The sequence below is a fragment of the Idiomarina aquatica genome, assembly GCF_003987185.1.
Lineage (GTDB): Bacteria > Pseudomonadota > Gammaproteobacteria > Enterobacterales > Alteromonadaceae > Idiomarina > Idiomarina aquatica.
The window spans coordinates 1170846-1189046 of sequence record NZ_PIPS01000001.1; the positions used below are offsets into that span (position 1 = coordinate 1170846).

Here is an 18201-nt window from a genome sequence, read left to right on the forward strand (position 1 = left end):
ATAAACAGACCATGATCACAGCCGAAAACCTCGCCTTGTTGAGAGGCGGTAGTACTCTGTTTGAAGACAGCAGCTTTCAAATATTTCCACAGCATCGCGTTGGCCTGGTCGGCAAAAACGGCTGTGGCAAATCATCGTTATTTGCCCTGTTTAGAGGCGAACTACAAGCCGATGAAGGGCAACTGCATGTACCGGCAAAATGGCGTTTTGCCAGCGTTGCCCAGGACACACCGGCACTTGAGCAAAGCGCATTAAGCTACGTGATCGATGGTGATCGCCCGTTTCGTCAATTACAGGCCGAGTTGGCACAGGCCGAGACCGCCGAAGACGGCCACCGCATGGCTGAGTTGCACGATCAGTTGGCGGCCATTGGGTCCTTTGATATCGAGGCTCGCGCCAGCGCGATGTTGGCCGGACTTGGTTTTGCACAGGAGCAGTTGCAGAATCCGGTCAAGGCGTTCTCCGGCGGCTGGCGAATGCGTCTTAATCTGGCGCAAGCATTGATGGCGCGGGCTGACCTGTTGTTGCTGGATGAGCCAACCAACCACCTGGACGTCGACGCCATTTTCTGGCTTGAAGACTATCTGAAACAGTTTTCCGGCACACTGATTTTGATTTCTCACGACCGCGACTTCCTTGATCAGGTGTGTACTGACATACTGCATATCGAGCATCAGCGGGTTAACGCTTATCGCGGGAATTACAGTCAGTTTGAAGCTCAGCGCGCGGAACAACTGGCGCAACAACAGAGCCAATACGAAAAAGCACAGGTGATGCGTCAACATCTGCAAAGTTATGTCGACCGTTTCCGCTATAAAGCCAGCAAAGCCAAGCAGGCCCAGAGCCGCTTAAAAGCTATCGAAAAACTGCCGACGCAGGCACCGCTGCGAGCGCAGTCAGACATCCAGTTCCGCTTTTTAGAGCCACCGCAACTGCCTAACCCCTTAATGACCCTGCGCGACGCCCAGGCAGGTTACGATGAAACGGTTGTACTTCACTCTATCAAGCTCAATTTAGTCCCCGGCACACGGCTTGGCCTGCTCGGCCGCAATGGCGCCGGTAAATCAACCTTAATTAAGCTGCTGGCCGGCGAGCTTCCGCCTTTAGGTGGTGAGCGCGTTGTCAGTCAGGGGCTGAGAATCGGTTACTTTGCCCAGCATCAATTAGAGACGTTAGACATGCAGGCCTCTGCACTGTTACACCTGCAGCGTTTAGATCGCCATGCCACAGAGCAGCAGTTACGCGACTTCCTCGGAAAGCTTGGCTTTTCCGGGGACGATGCGACACGCGCAGTTGAACCTATGTCAGGCGGCGAAAAAGCGCGCCTGGCACTGGCCATTATTATTTATCAAAAACCCAACCTGCTGTTGCTTGATGAGCCAACCAACCACCTTGATTTGAGTTTGCGCGATACGCTGGTTGATGCATTACAGGACTATCAGGGCGCACTGATCGTTGTGGCTCACGATCGCCATCTGTTACGCACCACCGTTGATGAATTCTGTCTGGTTGCCGGTGGTCAGGTACAGCCGTTTGACGGCGACCTTGACGATTACCATCGCTGGCTGCAGGAACAGGCCAGTGCCAGTAAGAGTAAGTCGGCTCCGGCGGCCGGCCAGCGGCAGGCGCCGGACCGCAAAGAGCAGAAACGCCGGGAAGCGCAATTCAGACAACAGGTTGCACCGCTGAAAAAGCGGATTGAACAGCGCGAGGCCGAAATCAGCCAGTTGGAACAACAGCTTGAGCAATTGCATGAACAACTCAGTGATGCCAGTTTGTATGATGACGCTAACAAAGCCCAACTGCAGGATTTACTGCAGCAGCAGACAGCGATCAAACAACAGCTGGAACAAGCCGAGGCGGACTGGATGGCCGCCGAGGAAGAGTTGGCCGAACACCAGCAACTCTTTGCCGACAGTCACGATACAATATGAACAGCGCGAGCTTTGTTGCCCCATTCGGGCTGAGCAACCCTCACCTGCAAACACTGACGCCGCGAATTCTGTTTAAGCCGCGCCAATGGTCAGGACATTGGCAGCCGTTTGAGCTCGCTGACGGTGACTTCGTCGACCTGTGCTGGCGACGGCCACCCGATCGCCGCAGCTCAAAACCAATCTTGTTGTTGTTTCATAGTCTGGAGGGCTCCGTTGACTCGCCTTATATTTGGCAAACCATGGAACTCGCTGACGCACTGGGCTGGCAAACCTTGGTAATGCATTTTCGTGGCTGCGGCAAGTCGGGCCTGAACCGTCTCCCCCGCGCCTATCACTCTGGCGATATCGGCGACGCCAGCGCGGTCATTGATTGGTTACAACAACGTTTTGGCAACGCGCGTCTATTGACCGCCGGCTTCAGTCTTGGCGGCAACATGCTGGCACAGTTACTGGCCAACTCCGTTAGCCAACATCTGCAAGCGGCCGCAATTGCCTGTGCACCATTGGATTTACACAGTTGCTCAGAACGCATTGATCGCGGATTATCGCGGATTTATCGGCGCTACCTGCTGACACCGCTCAAACAAAAATTTCGCCTAAAGCGTGAACAAGGCATTATTGCAGACGACCACCCACTGGCGAATGTCGATACCACGCCGATGCAGAGCTTTTTTGAGTTTGATAATGACATCACAGCGCCGCTGCATGGGTTTAAAAACGTTGATGATTATTATCACCGCGCCAGCGGACGGCAGTTCTTAGCCCATATCACTACTCCGACTCTGATTATCCATGCCCATGACGACCCTTTTATGGGCGCTGCGGTTGTGCCGACGGCAAAAGAGTTGTCTGCCGCCGTGACCTACGAAGTTAGCCATCATGGTGGTCACATGGGCTTTGTTGAACGCAAATACGGACGCTGGCAAAGCTGGCTTCCACAGCGCTTGATTGGTTTCTTACAGCATCAACTAATGGAGGCACGCTAATGCGAATTCCATGGCAGGAATTAGACCCAGAGACATTAAATAACCTATTGGAGTCGGTGGTACTGCGCGAAGGCACCGATTACGGCGAGCAGGAACTGAGTTTCGCTGCCAAGGTTGAACAATTACGCCATAAGCTTAAATCCGGCGAAGCCGTTATTGTTTACTCCGAACTGCACGAAAGCGTGGATATTGTCGATCCACAACAAGTGAGCGCTAACGAAAACGGGGCTGACGAGCAATAAATACGCTCTGCCAATCGACCCTTGGGTCGCCCAATACCAGAAAGTTGGGGTTCAACAGACTAACGGTCTGATTGTACGTGATAGGCTCAAAGTTTTCGTTGACGATGGTGCCGCCGGCCTCACTAACAATCACTTGTGCGGCGGCGGTGTCCCACTCGCCGGTCGGACCAAGCCGCAGGAAACAGTCGGCTTTTCCTTCGGCGATAAAACAGGCTTTTAACGAACAACTGCCAGCGGGTAATGGCTGCAACTCGCGATCCGTTTGAATGCGGCTGAGCACCGGAGCGCGTGGCTGGCGACGACTGATTGCGATGATGATGGGATCGGACTGAGGATCATCGAGCGCCCGCACCCGAATTTGCTGACTGCCTGCCGTCGTGGTTTTATAAGCGCCTTCACCGCGTTTGGCAGCATACAGACTGTTACCCGCCGGCCAAAAAATCACCCCGAGCGTGGGCTGATTATCTTCCACCAGCGCGATATTCACGGCAAAATCACCCGAGCGGGAAATAAATTCTTGAGTGCCGTCAATCGGGTCGATCAAAAAATAACGCTGCCAACCACGTCGCTGTTGATAACTTTCATGTTCGCTTTCTTCCGACAATACCGGAATATCAGGATACACCTGCTGCAGACGGTCAATGATGAGTTCACTTGCTGCCATATCGGCACTGGTAACCGGCGATTCATCCGGCTTTTGATAGGTGGAATAGTCGCGCCGTTCGTACAACTGCATAATACGTTCGCCCGCTTCCCGGGCAATACCAGCAAGGGTATCCAGCATGTGTTTACCGTCCTTTATTTCGCAACATCAGCAACAGTGCGGTCAAGCTGCGCGCTTCGCTAAAATCCGGTTGCGCCAGCAGCTTCTCGACCTCGTTAATGTTCCACGGCACTTTTTCCAGCGGCTCGGGTTCATCTCCCGGCAACGCTTCGGGGTACAAGTCTTCAGCCACAAATAAGGTCATCTTAGCCTGAAAAAATTGCGGCGCCATGGTGACCTCGGTCAAGCGCTGTAAGGACCGACAGCCGTAGCCAATTTCCTCTTTGAGTTCTCGTTGTGCCGCCTGCTCGGGGGTCTCGCCCGGATCAATCAAGCCTTTAGGGAAGCCCAATTGATACTCGTGCAGCCCGGCAGCATACTCCCGCACTAAGATCATGGTTTCATCATCGATAAACGGCACCACCATCACCGCACCTCGGCCACTACCTTGCATACGTTCAAACTGTCGTTGTTCGCCGTTACTAAAACGCAAGTCCACCGCTTCGATTTTTAACAGTCGGCTTTGCGCGACGACTTTCCGTGCCAATACCTTAGGAACTTGTCGAGATGCCATAATGCGTTACTACCATGATAAATATCAGCTTCTACTATAACGCCTCTGCAGACAGAAAACAGTAGCAATTAAGACTTAGATCTATGTGCTGATGACGTTACCCTGAGGCAATGCTAATCTATCAGCAATTTTCGTAAAATCGGCTGGAGAAGTTCTGTGGGTAAAAAAGTTGCCACTGAAACCAATTTTGATGTTGTTGTTATCGGTACCGGTCCGGGCGGCGAAGGTGCTGCGATGCAACTGGCAAAAAACGATAAGAAAGTTGCTGTTGTTGAACGCCACCAGTCCATTGGCGGTGGCTGCACGCACTGGGGAACCATCCCGTCGAAGGCGCTCCGTCATGCGGTCAGTCGCCTGATTGAGTACAACAACAACCCGCTGTTTACCGGTACCGGCTGGCAAAGTGGCATGACCTTTTCGCAAATTTTGCATTATGCCTCAGGCGTTATTCGTAAACAGGTTAAACTGCGCAGTTCGTTTTATCAGCGCAACGACGTTACCGTGATTCACGGCTCAGCCTCGTTCGTTGACGCCAACCGCATCAAAGTCACCAAAAATGACGGCTCCTTTGACTACCTTAATGTTGAGCAAGTGGTGATTGCCACAGGCTCTCGTCCATACCACCCCGGCGACATTGATTTTAAGCACCCACGCATCTACGACTCAGATACCGTGCTCTCGCTGGATAAGGATCCCAAAAACATTCTCATCTACGGAGCCGGTGTTATTGGTAGCGAATACGCCAGTATCTTTCGTGGTATGGGTGTTAAAGTCGATCTGATTAACCAACGCGATCGGCTGCTGTCGTTTCTGGATGCTGAGATTTCCGATGCGCTCAGTTACCACCTGCGTAACAATGGTGTGGTGATCCGTCACAACGAAGAATATGAAAGCATTACCGGCCATGACGACGGCGTTACGCTGAAAACCAAGTCGGGCAAAATCATGAAAGCCGATTGCTTATTATTCGCCAACGGCCGATCCGGTAATATTGAAGCGCTGAATTGCGATGCCGTCGGTCTTAAACCGAATCATCGTGGACAACTCGAAGTGGATCAAAATTATCGCACGGGCGTCGACAATATTTATGCCGTGGGCGACATCATTGGTTATCCAAGTCTCGCCAGCGCCGCCTATGATCAAGGACGCATCTGCGCCACCGCTATTCTTAATGGCCGTTGCGATGAAGAGCTTATCAGTGATATTCCAACCGGCATCTACACCATTCCGGAAATCAGTTCCGTCGGTAAGACGGAAGAGGAACTGACCGCGGCCAAAGTGCCTTATGAAGTTGGCCGGGCGCAATTCAAGCATCTGGCTCGTGCACAAATTTCGGGTAACAATGTGGGTTGTTTAAAGCTACTGTTCCACCGCGATACCCGAGAACTGCTGGGTCTGCATTGCTTCGGTGAACGGGCCTCGGAAATTATTCACATCGGACAGGCGATCATGGAACAGAAAAACGGGGGTAACAGCATCGACTACTTTGTTAATACCACCTTCAACTACCCGACCATGGCCGAGGCCTATCGTGTTGCCGCGCTAAACGGCATCAATCGACTTTAACTACGTTGAGGTAACTGAACGGTAACTTTAAGACCTTTACCCGGCACATTCTCCATGTCGATAGTGCCGTCATGGCGGTCAACAATGCGTTTGATGATCGCCAGCCCCAACCCCGAGCCGACGCCGCCGCGCGCTTTATCACCCTGAGTGAACGGTTGGAATAACTGCTGTTGCTGTTCCGGCGGGATGCCGGGACCATCATCGGTAACAGAAAACCAAACCTGACGGCGTTTCTTGTTGTAGCCCGATTCGATCCAAACATTGGCATTACCATACCGCTCAGCGTTCTCGAGCAGATTGATGACCACGCGCTTGATCGACAACGGCCGCAACTGGATACGCGGACAACGGCCTAAATTAACGTGAAATTGTTTCTGCCAGGAATCCGGAACGTTAGCCACGGTTTGTTCCAGCAACTCGTTCAATGACTCTTTGCTGGAGTTTTCCTGCTGATCCAACCGAACATAATCGATGAATTGGTCAATAATGTCATTCATGTCATCGATATCTTCAGCGATCCCCTGCGCCAGGTAATCCTCGGACTCAGGCATCATTTCCGCCGCCAGGCGAATCCGCGTCAGTGGTGTACGCAAATCATGGGAAACCCCGGCCATTAATAAGTTGCGGTCATTTTCCAATTCCTGAATGCCGCGCGACATACGATTAAACGCCCGTGTTACCGCCACGATTTCACTGGCGCCCCGCTCCGGCAACTGCGACGGAAATTCACCGCGACCAACCTGTTTGGCCGACTCTTCCAGCGCCTTTAACGGCCGGTTCAACCAGTTCGCGAAGAGGATGCCGCCGACCACACTGAGGATACCGATCACCAGCAAATAAATGACCAACGGAGAAAACTGCCCCGACGTGAGGCTGTTAAGCGGCACCCGAATCCAGTAGTCAGGTGCCTGCGGAGGTTTTACCCAGACAAAAAACTCCTCTCCCTGAGCAATCCGAACTTCCGCTTCGCCGCCCAGTTCCGCTGACATGATTTCCGACAAATAACCGTAGTAAGTGGTTAAGCGAAGTCCCTCTTCCTGCGCTTTTTCATCGTCAAATACGCGAATACCCGTTGCCTCATAGAACGCCACCGCAAGCGACTGTTCCGTCTGTCGCTCAGGAAGTGTCGTCTCACGAATGAACATGGTTTTTATTTGCTTGGCAACCAGCTGCGTGATCTGCTCAACCGAGGGTTTGACGACGTAGTTGCTCACCATCAGATAGGACACGACCTGATTCAGTAAGAGCACCAACGCCAACAATCCGACGGTTCGGGCAAACGCTGATTTAGGGAAAAGTGTCATTTAACTTTTTAATCGGCCGTCTGGCACAAACACATAACCCAGACCCCACACCGTCTGAATATAACGGGGCTTGGCAGGGTCCGCTTCCAGCATACGACGCAGACGCGAAACCTGGACATCAATCGACCGCTCGAGTGCACTGTAATCACGACCGCGGGCCAGATTCATGAGTTTGTCCCGTGACAAGGGCTCACGCGGATGAGTGACCAATGCTTTTAGCACCGCAAACTCGCCACTGGTGAGTGGCATTGGCGTATCACCATCAAACATTTCACGTGTTCCGAGGTTGAGGCGATAAGTGCCAAAGGTGACCTCTTCGTCGTCCTGACTGGGTGCTCCCGGAGCCTCATTACCACGACGGCGCAACACGGCACGGATACGGGCCAGTAGTTCTCGGGGATTAAAGGGTTTGGCAAGGTAATCGTCGGCACCGAGTTCGAGCCCGATAATACGATCAACCTCGTCGCCTTTGGCCGTTAACATAATAACCGGAATGGTATTATTGTTTTGCCGCAAGCGTTTACAGATAGATAGGCCGTCCTCACCCGGTAACATCAGATCCAGCACCATCAGATGGAAATTTTCCCGGGTTAACAGGCGATCCATTTGTTCAGCGTTTTGTGCTACACGAACCTGGAATCCCTGTTCGTTCAAATAGCGTTCTAATAAACTGCGCAGGCGGGCGTCGTCATCTACTACCAGAACCTTTAGGGTTTCTTGTGTCATGGTATTTTTCTCGGTCTTGGTATTTTGGTTATTAACATACACTCAGAAAAACGGATTAAGAAGCCTTTGAGTGTTAACAAATGTGTCCACAGGCTTTTATAAATCCGTCCAGTAACGCGTCATTTTTACGTATAAAAAAGACGCCGTCCAGGTAATCAATACCAGCCCGGTCAGGCTTTCAATGCCGGTTAGAAAGCGTAACTCGCCCTGCGGATAAATATCACCGAAACCAACCGTGGTATAAACCGTGAAGGAAAAATACAAACTGTCGAGGAAACTACCGTCAAAAGCACCGTGCAAGGTGCCAAAATCAGGGTGGTGATGCATAAAATAATAAGCCAGTGCAAAAATGGCCGCCTCACAACTGTGGACGATAAGTGCCAGCAACACGGCGATGCCGATGCGAAACTGCGCCAACACCCGCCACTTGTGAAAGACCAAACCAATTTGCCGTAGCGCTTCATAGTGAAACGCCACGACCAGCAACACCACCAGACTGTTGGCAAGAAACGATATGATCACGAGCGTTTACTGTCCGCTAAAAAGTTGTACAACCCGTAATACAATAGAGGAACGACAATCACCGTCAACACCGTTGACGCCGCCAGACCGAAAATCAACGAAATCGCCAGCCCGTTGAAAATCGGATCCGCAAGGATAAAATAGGCACCAATCATCGCCGATACCGCCGTCAGCACGATCGGTTTTAAGCGCACAGCGCCGGCGAGTACCACGGCATCTTCCAGTGAATAGCCCTCTTCCATCAGTTGGCGAATAAAGACCACCAACAGTATCGAGTTCCGCACGATAATGCCGGCCAATGCGATCATGCCGATCATTGATGTTGCGGTAAATTCTTTACCCAGCAACCAATGGCCGGGCAAAATCCCAACCAAGGTCAGCGGTATTGGCGACATGATGATCAATGGCATCAAATAGGAGCGGAATTGCGCGACCAACAACACGAAAATCATGAAAATCCCGACGCTGTAAGCGAGTCCCATATCACGGAACGTCTCGTAGGTAATCTGCCACTCACCATCCCATTTAATCGCCACGGGCCCGGTTGCCTCAGGCTGATTAATGAAAAACTGTTGCGGTGGATTATCCAGTTCATCAATCAGTGATACCAGTTGGAACATGCCGTAAATCGGAGAATCGGTCTCGCCCGCCATATTAGCCTGTACATAAGTGACGGGCTTTAAATCCTTATGATAACGGCTGCGTGGCCAGCGATCGGTATCAATACTGGCGATGGTCGACAACGGGATCATCGACCCATCCTGCGCCCGCACTTGTAACGACAAGATCTGTTGTTGCTGAGCTTTCGCACCGTCATTGAGTTGCACCAGGATGGGTACCGCGTACTTTGCGGTATCCTTATGCAGATAACCGGCCGGCTGCGCATTGACCAGCAAACTGAGGGTTTGCGTTACTTGTGACTGTGATACACCCAACTGCGCCGCTCGTTGCCGGTCAACGGTCAAAAACCAACGTGCTACTTCATCGGTGGTGCTCGAGTCGGCATCAACCAAGCCGTTTACCTGGCCTATTTTTTCCAGCAGTGTTTCCGCCAGTTCAATTTGCTGTTGACTAGTACCGCCATAGATTTCCGCAACCAACGGCGCCAGTACCGGTGGCCCCGGCGGCACTTCGACCACCTTGATACTCGCACCAAAGGGCTCAGCAATCGCGGTTAACTCTGCACGAATAGCCCGGGCAATATCGTGAGACGAACGCGTTCTGCTCTCCTTGTCCTTTAAGTTGACCTGCAGATCACCCTGATTAGGTTGGCTACGTAAGTAATATTGCCGCACCAGACCATTGAAGTTAATCGGTGATGCGGTGCCGGCATAAGCCTGCCAGTTCGCAACGTCATCGACGGTCGACAGGTAGTTGCCCATCGCCACCTGTAAGCGCTGGGTCTCCTCCATCGCTGCGTCATCCGGCATATCGACGACAATCTGCAGTTCAGATTTATTATCAAAGGGCAGCATTTTCAAAATCACACCCTGTGTGACTGGCAGCAACATCACCAGCAGTAACAGCGCCAGCACGGCGGCGCCGAATAATGCCCGCCGTAACCGCCGTTGCTGGCCTAACAACGGCCGCAGCAATTTTTCAAACAGCTGCTTTAACGCCGGCGAAGTACCCGCGGCAGAATCACTGGCATCATCACTGTCTTTGCCCCGCTCACGATTCAACATACGTAGCGCCAGCCAGGGCGCAACAATAAATGCCATCAACTGGGAAAACAGCATACCGGCAGAAGCATTAATCGGGATAGGGCTCATATAAGGCCCCATTAAGCCACTGACAAAGGCCATCGGTAGCAACGCCGCAATGATGGTTAAAGTCGCCATAATGGTCGGTGACCCGACCTCATCCACGGCCCGCGGAATCACCTCCGGCAAGGGTTTGGTGGAATTACGCACGCGCCGGTGAATGTTCTCAGTAATAACAATACCGTCGTCCACCAAAATACCGATGGAAAAAATCAACGCAAACAGCGACACACGGTTTAAGGTAAATCCCCAGAACCAGCTGAACACCAGGGTAAACAGCAGTGTTACCAGCACCGCGACACCGACAATAACCGCCTGACGCCAGCCCATCGTGAGTAACACCAAAATGATCACCGAGAGGGTGGCAGAAATCAGGTCGGACACCAGTTGTTCGAACTTTTCCGTCGCCGTTTCGCCATAATCGCGGGTTATGCTCACTTCAACATCGGCCGGCAATAGCTGGTTTTGTAAATCCACCAATTTCGCCCGCACGGCATTGGTAATATCAATGGCGTTTTCACCCGGCTTTTTCGCTATCGCAAGGGTCACTGCCGGATAAATAGCTGTGTCGCCGTCAAGTCCGCCCATCAATACCGACTGTTCGTTGGCGCTGCCACTGTCTTCAATCTCAGCAATATCGGCAAAGAAAATCGGCCTACCCTCAACCGTGCCAACCACCAAGTTACGGACGTCTTCGACGCTGGCAAGGAATGCTCCAGCCTGAAATGGAATGGACAGTCCCTGATCGGTAATACGTGACTCGGGCGCTGCAAGATTGGCGCTCTCGATCGCCTGTTGAATATCCAGCACCGTCAACCCATAACCGGCCAGCTTACTGGCCTCAAGGCGTGCATTAACGTGCTGCCCGGCAGCACCATAGGTTCTAATATCGCGCGTTCCGGGTATCTGTTTAAGAGCTATCTCCAGCCGGTGTGCCAGCGCCGTTAACTGTTCAGCGCTGGTCAGTTGGTCACGGTTATAAAGCGTTAGCGTCATGATCGGCACATCATCAATGCTACGCGGCTTCACCACCGGTTGCATGACCCCTAACCCCTGCGGAAACCAATCGGCATTCGATTGGATTTTATTGTACAACCTTACCAGCGCTTGCTGACGTGGAACACCAACCTCAAATTGAACGGTCAGAACAGCCTGCCCGGCTCGCGACACCGAATAAACGTGTTCAATGTCAGACATTTCGCTCAGAATTTGCTCACCAGGAATGGCTATCAGCTGTTCGACCTGCTGCGCCGAGGCACCAGGGAAGCCAACCAATACGTCAGCCATAGTGACATCAATTTGTGGTTCTTCTTCCTTCGGCGTGATGATGACCGCGACGATACCCATCACCAGACCCAGTAGACAGATGAGCGGTGTCAGCTCTGAATGCTGAAAAACTCTCGCGATAATACCGGAGGGGCCAAGCGGCTTTTCTGTATTACTCATTCAGTAACGCCTCCGCCTGCACTGCAATCTGCTCACCGGCATTTAAGCCCGCCAGGATTTCAACCTCACCATTGTGTTGGCGTCCCAGCCGCACTTGCCGAAGCTGTGCTTGCCCTTGCTCATTTTTCACATAGACTGCCCGCAGTTCGCCGCGTATGAGCACTGCTGAGGAGGGAATCAGTAATGCGGACTTCTCGCCGACGGCCACTCTCACCGTCACCAGCATACCCGGGAACAGGGTGCCGTTAGGATCCGTCAGGTTGAGCCGCAACCGGAAAGTATGCGACGCCTCATCGGCGTAGGGGTAGAAAATCATCGACGCAATCCCCAGTGCGCGACCGTCGTCGGTAATGACTTCCGCGCCGCGATTGTCGCGAACGTACTGAGCATATCGTTGTGGTAAGTCAGTAATCACTCGCAAGTGCTCGAGGGATAATCCGCTGATGAGGGGTTGTCCCGGCTGTACCGACTCGCCAAGCTCAACAAAACGTTCGGTGACAATACCGGCATAAGGCGCACGCACTTCGGTATAGCTCAGTTGTTTGCTGGCTTCTTCGGCAACGGCCTGCGCTTCGGCGACCGCCGCCTCGGCCGTTTCTAACTGAGTCTGGGCATCATCCAGTTCGGACTGAGAGGCTACTTCCTGTTCATAGAGATCTCGTATCCGGTTAAACCGACGACGAGCGTCATTAAGCGTTGCCTCGGCACTCTCTAAATTCGCTTCGGCACGATGTAAGCGAGCTTGTTGCTCGGTATCGTCAAGTCGTACAATCAACTCGTTCGCCTGCACCGCATCGTCCACATCCACCGGTAGCTCAATCACCGTACCGGCGGTCTGAGCCGAAACCGTGCTCTGCTGCACTGCCTCAATTTTCCCATCAAGCGCTAAGGTCTCGGTTATCTGCCGGTGCTCAGCGGTTATCCACTGCTGCGCCAATAGCGAGGGAGACGCGATAAACGAGAAAACAATCAGTAAAACCTGAAACCCGGAGTGAAGTCGATTTGAACAACCAAAAGCCGTCGTATCCATGGTGTTTGCCCTAACAATATGCTTTAAACTTAATTAATGATATCACCGCTTCCAATCGTGTGCCATTGCAATGTTTTGGTAACCCAATTGCACTAAGTATGGTTCAGATACAGCTAAGACGTGAAAAAAATGCACTCAATGGCAATTAATGTGGCTTAAGTTGATTCACCACACATGACGACCTGATTTCTGCCATCCCGTTTGCCGACGTAAAGCAGGTTATCAGCGTGCGCTATCAGGTCATCGAGATCATCTTCAGGGGTAGCAATTGCAACACCGATGGTGACACTCAGTTGTACCCCGGCAAGTTCACCGGATAACGCAATTGCCGCAACGTTTTGCTTCAAGCGCTCGGCGACGGCATAGGCGTCATCGGGCAGCGTATGTGGAAGCCCCACCACAAACTCCTCGCCGCCAAAACGGCCGATGATATCCGATGGTCGCAACGACTGCTGACAAACCGATGCAATGGTGCTGAGAATAAGATCCCCGCGAGTGTGGCCCCACGTGTCATTAATGCGCTTAAAGTGATCAACGTCTATCATAAAAAAGCAAAACGGTGTTTGCTCCAGGCGCGAGCGCTGCAATAACGCCTTAGCCCGTTTCATAAAATGTCTGCGACTGTCAACACCGGTCAGATCGTCATGCTCGGCGACCATCCGTAACTGCGCCTCCAGTGATTTTCGGTGTTTAATTTCGCTCAGCAATACGCGGTTTTGGCTCCGCTCTTCATTCAATAGCAGATATTGCTTACGTTGCAGTCTCTCTAGCCGCCGCAATGCTGAATACCCAACAATGTTGCTCATGATCAGTAACAGTCCCAAACGGACCACATCGCCCGCTGAAATGCCTGCGTAGATATAGGCGGCAACCAAAAAGCCACTACTCAAAAAGAGGCTCGCCAGAGCGGCGATGGTGAGTAGGTTGGGTATCAACAGATAGAACGCCATAATAGCGACCACAATAGCGGTGATTTGAGTGGACAAACTCTCGGGACGCAACGGCACAATCAGAATAGTACCAGCGGCCAGTATCCACAGCGGTAATGCGTGCAACCACGGCGTACTGGCATAGCCGCCGCGGCGACCGATGATGAAAGCCAACAGCAGACAGGTACCAACCACAGTGATGCGCATGCTTAGCAACCAATAATAGTCGGTGGTTGTGCCCAGCAGGTTATAGTCGGTGATGCCAAACATGGCAAACACGACGGAAACCAGCAACAGCGCAAGCCGCGAATCCGATCGAACGCCTGATTCAATCGCACGCCGGTACTCTGACTCTTTACTCTGATCGCGAAACTGCCCTGTTAACCAGTGTATGTCGTATTGTTTTTGTTGTGACAACACTCTGTCCCTTATAAGCGCTAATTGGGTAAATCGAGGAGACCCTGAGTTTGCTCCTTTTTTCACCACTTTGCAGTAGTTTTTTTAACGGAACGGCCAACCCTCTATCGGCTTAATTTACCTGCACCAGAACAAACTTGTTTCCATACAAATCAGAAAAGTGCGCCGAAACGGCTCCGTCCGCCGCCAATGGCTCGCCAAGAAACTCAACGCTGGCGTTTTTCAGGCGCTCAAATTCCCTATCAAAATTGTCCGTATAAATAACTACGATGGGCTGATCTCCTGCTTGCTGTCCTATTGCCTCCCGATCTTTTTCGGTCTCCGCCTGTAAAAGCCACAGTCCGGCATTCGGCTGATCCGGGAAGGTTAAATGAACAAAACGGCGCTCGCCAGCATCAATATCGGTCGCCAGCGTCAAGCCAAGCTTATCAACATAGAATTTGAGCGCGCGTTCGTAATTGTCTACCAGAATAACGGTTCGTCCGAAAGAGAGCATAGAGCCTCCATTGAGTGTTTCGTTGGCTGTACTGCAAACAAGCATACCGATAGCGTTTATTCATGTTAACGCCTTAACCAACCCGAAAAGTCGTCGGCCGCCGCTAGTCGCCCGCTTTGCTTACATTCAGCGTTATTTTTTCGGAACCTATTTCGATGGTTGCTTCTTTGTCGTAGGCAAGAGTTACTGTGGGATTGAGCGTCTGACCTTTGATGGAAACGGCGGTAATGACATCTGCGGTTTCATCGTGGTTCGGTTTGACCGTTAAACGGTAACTAAAGTCTTCACCGATTGTTATTGACGACATTTTGTCTGCTTCTACAACCATAACCGGTGACGCGACCCACTCGCCGTTTGAATAGACCGAGGTTGAAACTTGATAGGTATCAGCGGCAACGCTCGATACCGAGCCGAGTAACGACGTGATGCATAGTATGGTTTTAATCTTCATTGTAATCTCCTTTTCACAATTGAGCGCAATAAGTAAGTCATTTACAGTTATAGAGCATACGGCTATAAGTTGCACGCGTCCGGATTATTGTCACAAGCATTCCTTTCAAAACGAGAACCCAGTAAAATCGGCTCATCATTCAACGCCGGTACAACCCTTCAGCGTATGAAAACCAATTTAATCACCCGCTCGGGTTACGAGCGGTTACAACAAGAGCTGCAACACCTTTGGCGGGTGGAGCGTCGTGAAACCGTAGAGAAGGTGTCCTGGGCGGCGAGCCTTGGTGACCGCTCAGAGAACGCGGACTACAAATACAATAAACAGAAATTGCGTAAAATTGACAGCCGCATCCGTTACTTAACCAAACGTATCGAACAGGTAAAGGTTGTGGACTACTCACCACAACAGGATGGCAAAGTATTTTTCGGTGCCTGGGTGGAAATTGAGGATGAAGACGGCCATGTTCGTGCGTTTCAGATTGTCGGCCCCGATGAAATTTATGATCGCAAAGATGCGGTGTCGATTGATTCACCGATGGCACGTGCGCTGCTTAAAAAACAAGTCGATGATGAAGCCGAGGTTCGCACACCACAAGGCACTAAGGTCTGGTTAATTAATAAGATAAGTTACCAACAGCCCGCGTAGCCAATTCGTGATAGTATTCGTCCCCATTATTTGTCGTAACGTTTTAAAACCAAGAGATGTCCTATGAGCCAGATACCGCAAATACTTGCTAATGAACTGAAGGTGGATCAGCGCCAGATCGCAGCCGTTATCCAGTTGCTGGATGAAGGCTCAACGGTGCCATTTATCGCCCGTTACCGAAAAGAGGTGACGGGTGGACTAGACGATACCCAGTTACGTCAGTTGCATCAGCGCCTGAACTACCTGCGCGAGCTGGACGACCGCCGTCAGGTCATCCTCAAGTCAATTGACGAGCAAGGTAAACTGACCGACGAGCTGGCTCAGCGTATTAAGGCTGCCGACTCAAAAACCGAGCTTGAAGACTTATACCTACCCTATAAGCCTAAACGCCGTACCAAAGGCCAAATTGCTATCGAAGCCGGTATTGAACCGCTGGCCGACCTGCTTTGGAATGATCCCACGCAACAGCCGGAACAGGCCGCGGCAGATTATATTGACGCTGACAAAGGCTTTGCCGACAGCAAAGCGGTACTGGACGGCGCCCGCGCTATTTTAATGGAGCGCTTTGCCGAGCAAGCTGAACTGTTGAAGCGGCTACGCTCGCATTTGTGGCAGACGGCCCATTTAACCAGTACCGTTGCGCCGGGCAAAGAAAAGGAAGGCGCTAAATTCCGCGATTATTTCGAGTTTTCTGAGCTGTTCAAAACCATTCCGTCGCATCGCACTCTGGCGTTGTTACGGGGACGTAACGAAGGCTTCCTGCAATTATCAATGGACGCCGATCCCGGTGAGGACGACAAAACCGCCGGCTCACACTGCGAAGTCATTATTGCGGATTTCCTGAACTTTGAACATCAGGGGCGTGCTGCGGACGACTGGCTACGACAGGTGATTCAATGGACCTGGCGAGTAAAACTGTCGTTGCACATGGAAACCGAATTGATGGCTAAAGTGCGGGAGCGCGCTGAAGAAGCCGCCATTCAAGTGTTTGCCAGTAACTTAAAAGATCTACTGATGGCGGCACCGGCCGGCGCCAAAGCCACCATGGGTTTAGATCCGGGTGTTCGCACCGGGGTTAAAGTTGCGGTGGTGGACGAAACCGGCAAGGTGCTTGCTACTAATACGGTATTCCCGTTCCAGCCGCAGAATCAAATGGATAAGGCCATGCGAACACTGGCAATGTTGTGTAAACAGTACAAAGTGGAACTGATCAGCATTGGTAACGGCACCCACTCACGTGAAACCGACAAAATGGTTGGTGACATGCTCAAGCAGCACAGTGAGATCAAGGCAAGTAAGGTGATTGTTAACGAAGCCGGTGCCTCCGTTTACTCCGCTTCTGAACAGGCGGCGCTGGAATTTCCGGACATGGACGTATCCCTGCGTGGGGCGGTATCAATTGCCCGGCGCTTACAGGATCCGCTGGCGGAGCTGGTTAAAATTGAACCTAAGTCCATCGGTGTTGGCCAATACCAGCACGACGTCAGTCAGTCACAACTGGCTCAGAGCCTCGATGCGGTGGTTGAGGATTGTGTGAACGCTGTTGGGGTAGATGCGAACATGGCTTCAGCGGCGCTGTTGCAACGCGTATCCGGTCTATCAAAGACATTGGCCAAGAACATTGTCGACTACCGTGACAATAACGGCGCTTTTGCCAACCGCAAACAGTTGTTGGAGGTGCCGCGGATGGGACCCAAAGCCTTTGAACAAGCGGCGGGCTTCCTCCGCATCAACAAGGGTGAGCAGCCGCTGGATGCCTCTGCGGTTCACCCGGAAGCTTACACGGTGGTGGAGCGTATCGCCGCCGCAAATAATGTGCCGGTACAAGAACTGATAGGCAACCAGTCATTGATCAAAGGGCTCAATGCCGCGGACTATACCGATGAGCGTTTTGGGTTACCGACAGTAACCGATATCCTCGCCGAACTGGAAAAGCCGGGGCGAGATCCACGTCCTGAATTCAAAACCGCGAATTTTAAAGACGGTGTGGATAAAGTCAGCGATCTGAAGCCAGGTATGACGCTCGAAGGCGTCGTAACCAATGTCGCCAACTTCGGCGCGTTCGTCGATATCGGCGTGCATCAAGACGGTTTAGTGCATATCTCGGCGTTGTCGAACAAGTTCGTCAGTGATCCACGCGAAGTCGTTAAAGCCGGCCAAATTGTTAAGGTGAAAGTGGTTGAAGTGGATCTCGAACGCAATCGTATTGGCCTGACCATGCGCCTTGACGATGAAATCGCCGCAACGTCCACCAGCACCAAACCGACAGCCAAAAAAGGCAGTGGCAAAGCGGGTGGTAAATCCAGTGGTACGGGTAAAGCCAAGTCACGCCCGCAACCGGCTAATTCGGCAATGGGTAATGCCCTGGCGGATGCCTTTGCAAAGGCTAAGAAGGGATAATAATCCG

Annotated in this window: 16 protein-coding genes; 6 read left to right on the forward strand and 10 right to left on the reverse strand. The window is 52.0% G+C overall.

Annotated elements, in window-relative coordinates:
- Positions 1 to 11: 11 nt before the first annotated feature.
- The 3 genes from CWE23_RS05370 to CWE23_RS05380 are packed head-to-tail and all read left to right on the forward strand — an operon-like array spanning position 12 to position 3162.
- Entirely contained in the window at positions 12 to 1934 is a 1923-nt protein-coding gene (locus CWE23_RS05370) for an ATP-binding cassette domain-containing protein (RefSeq protein ID WP_126819692.1), read from the forward strand.
- Complete coding sequence (locus CWE23_RS05375) at positions 1931 to 2920, forward strand: hydrolase (RefSeq protein WP_126819693.1); 990 nt, start codon at positions 1931 to 1933, stop codon at positions 2918 to 2920. Before CWE23_RS05370 ends, CWE23_RS05375 begins: the two co-directional genes overlap by 4 nt.
- A complete protein-coding gene (locus CWE23_RS05380; RefSeq protein WP_126819694.1) occupies positions 2920 to 3162 on the forward strand; it encodes a YheU family protein in 243 nt (80 codons plus the stop codon). Before CWE23_RS05375 ends, CWE23_RS05380 begins: the two co-directional genes overlap by 1 nt.
- On the opposite strand, the gene cysQ is transcribed toward CWE23_RS05380, so the two are convergent.
- Both cysQ and nudE read right to left on the reverse strand, forming a co-directional pair.
- A complete protein-coding gene (cysQ, locus tag CWE23_RS05385) occupies positions 3134 to 3946 on the reverse strand; it encodes a 3'(2'),5'-bisphosphate nucleotidase CysQ (RefSeq protein ID WP_105305497.1) in 813 nt (270 codons plus the stop codon). The two genes, CWE23_RS05380 and cysQ, sit on opposite strands and share 29 nt — an antisense overlap.
- 4 nt (positions 3947 to 3950) lie before the next feature.
- Complete coding sequence (gene nudE, locus CWE23_RS05390) at positions 3951 to 4499, reverse strand: ADP compounds hydrolase NudE (protein ID WP_126819695.1); 549 nt, start codon at positions 4497 to 4499, stop codon at positions 3951 to 3953.
- Positions 4500 to 4655: 156 nt separating this feature from the next.
- On the opposite strand from nudE, the gene sthA reads away from it, so the two are divergent.
- A complete protein-coding gene (gene sthA / locus CWE23_RS05395; protein WP_126819696.1) occupies positions 4656 to 6065 on the forward strand; it encodes a Si-specific NAD(P)(+) transhydrogenase in 1410 nt (469 codons plus the stop codon).
- Here sthA and envZ read toward each other — a convergent pair.
- The 8 genes from envZ to CWE23_RS05435 all read right to left on the reverse strand — a co-directional run bounded on the left by envZ (position 6062) and on the right by CWE23_RS05435 (position 15149).
- Positions 6062 to 7369, reverse strand: coding sequence for a two-component system sensor histidine kinase EnvZ (gene envZ / locus CWE23_RS05400; RefSeq protein WP_105305494.1), 1308 nt, complete (start codon positions 7367 to 7369; stop codon positions 6062 to 6064). The two genes, sthA and envZ, sit on opposite strands and share 4 nt — an antisense overlap.
- The gene (gene ompR, locus CWE23_RS05405; protein ID WP_105305493.1) at positions 7370 to 8095 is read right to left on the reverse strand and encodes an osmolarity response regulator transcription factor OmpR; all 726 of its coding nucleotides are present in this window, start codon (positions 8093 to 8095) and stop codon (positions 7370 to 7372) included. It lies immediately after the preceding gene.
- A 96-nt stretch (positions 8096 to 8191) separates the two neighbouring features.
- A complete protein-coding gene (locus CWE23_RS05410) occupies positions 8192 to 8617 on the reverse strand; it encodes a potassium channel family protein (protein WP_105305492.1) in 426 nt (141 codons plus the stop codon).
- The gene (locus tag CWE23_RS05415) at positions 8614 to 11826 is read right to left on the reverse strand and encodes an efflux RND transporter permease subunit (protein WP_126819697.1); all 3213 of its coding nucleotides are present in this window, start codon (positions 11824 to 11826) and stop codon (positions 8614 to 8616) included. The genes CWE23_RS05410 and CWE23_RS05415 overlap by 4 nt, the downstream gene beginning before the upstream one ends.
- Positions 11819 to 12856, reverse strand: coding sequence for an efflux RND transporter periplasmic adaptor subunit (locus CWE23_RS05420; protein WP_126819698.1), 1038 nt, complete (start codon positions 12854 to 12856; stop codon positions 11819 to 11821). Before CWE23_RS05420 ends, CWE23_RS05415 begins: the two co-directional genes overlap by 8 nt.
- Before the next feature lie 155 nt (positions 12857 to 13011).
- Positions 13012 to 14205, reverse strand: a complete 1194-nt coding sequence (locus tag CWE23_RS05425; RefSeq protein WP_126819699.1) for a GGDEF domain-containing protein — start codon at positions 14203 to 14205, stop codon at positions 13012 to 13014.
- A gap of 109 nt (positions 14206 to 14314) precedes the next feature.
- On the reverse strand, positions 14315 to 14743 hold the full coding sequence (locus CWE23_RS05430; RefSeq protein WP_198678803.1) for a VOC family protein: 429 nt from the start codon (positions 14741 to 14743) through the stop codon (positions 14315 to 14317).
- Between the two features lie 58 nt (positions 14744 to 14801).
- Positions 14802 to 15149 carry a hypothetical protein gene (locus tag CWE23_RS05435; RefSeq protein ID WP_126819700.1) on the reverse strand — a complete coding sequence of 116 codons (348 nt, stop codon included), beginning with the start codon at positions 15147 to 15149 and terminating at the stop codon, positions 14802 to 14804.
- Positions 15150 to 15314: 165 nt separating this feature from the next.
- On the opposite strand from CWE23_RS05435, the gene greB reads away from it, so the two are divergent.
- On the forward strand, positions 15315 to 15794 hold the full coding sequence (gene greB / locus CWE23_RS05440; RefSeq protein ID WP_126819701.1) for a transcription elongation factor GreB: 480 nt from the start codon (positions 15315 to 15317) through the stop codon (positions 15792 to 15794).
- Positions 15795 to 15857: 63 nt separating this feature from the next.
- Positions 15858 to 18194: a Tex family protein gene (locus tag CWE23_RS05445; RefSeq protein ID WP_126819702.1), complete on the forward strand. Its 2337-nt coding sequence runs from the start codon at positions 15858 to 15860 to the stop codon at positions 18192 to 18194.
- Positions 18195 to 18201: the final 7 nt, after the last annotated feature.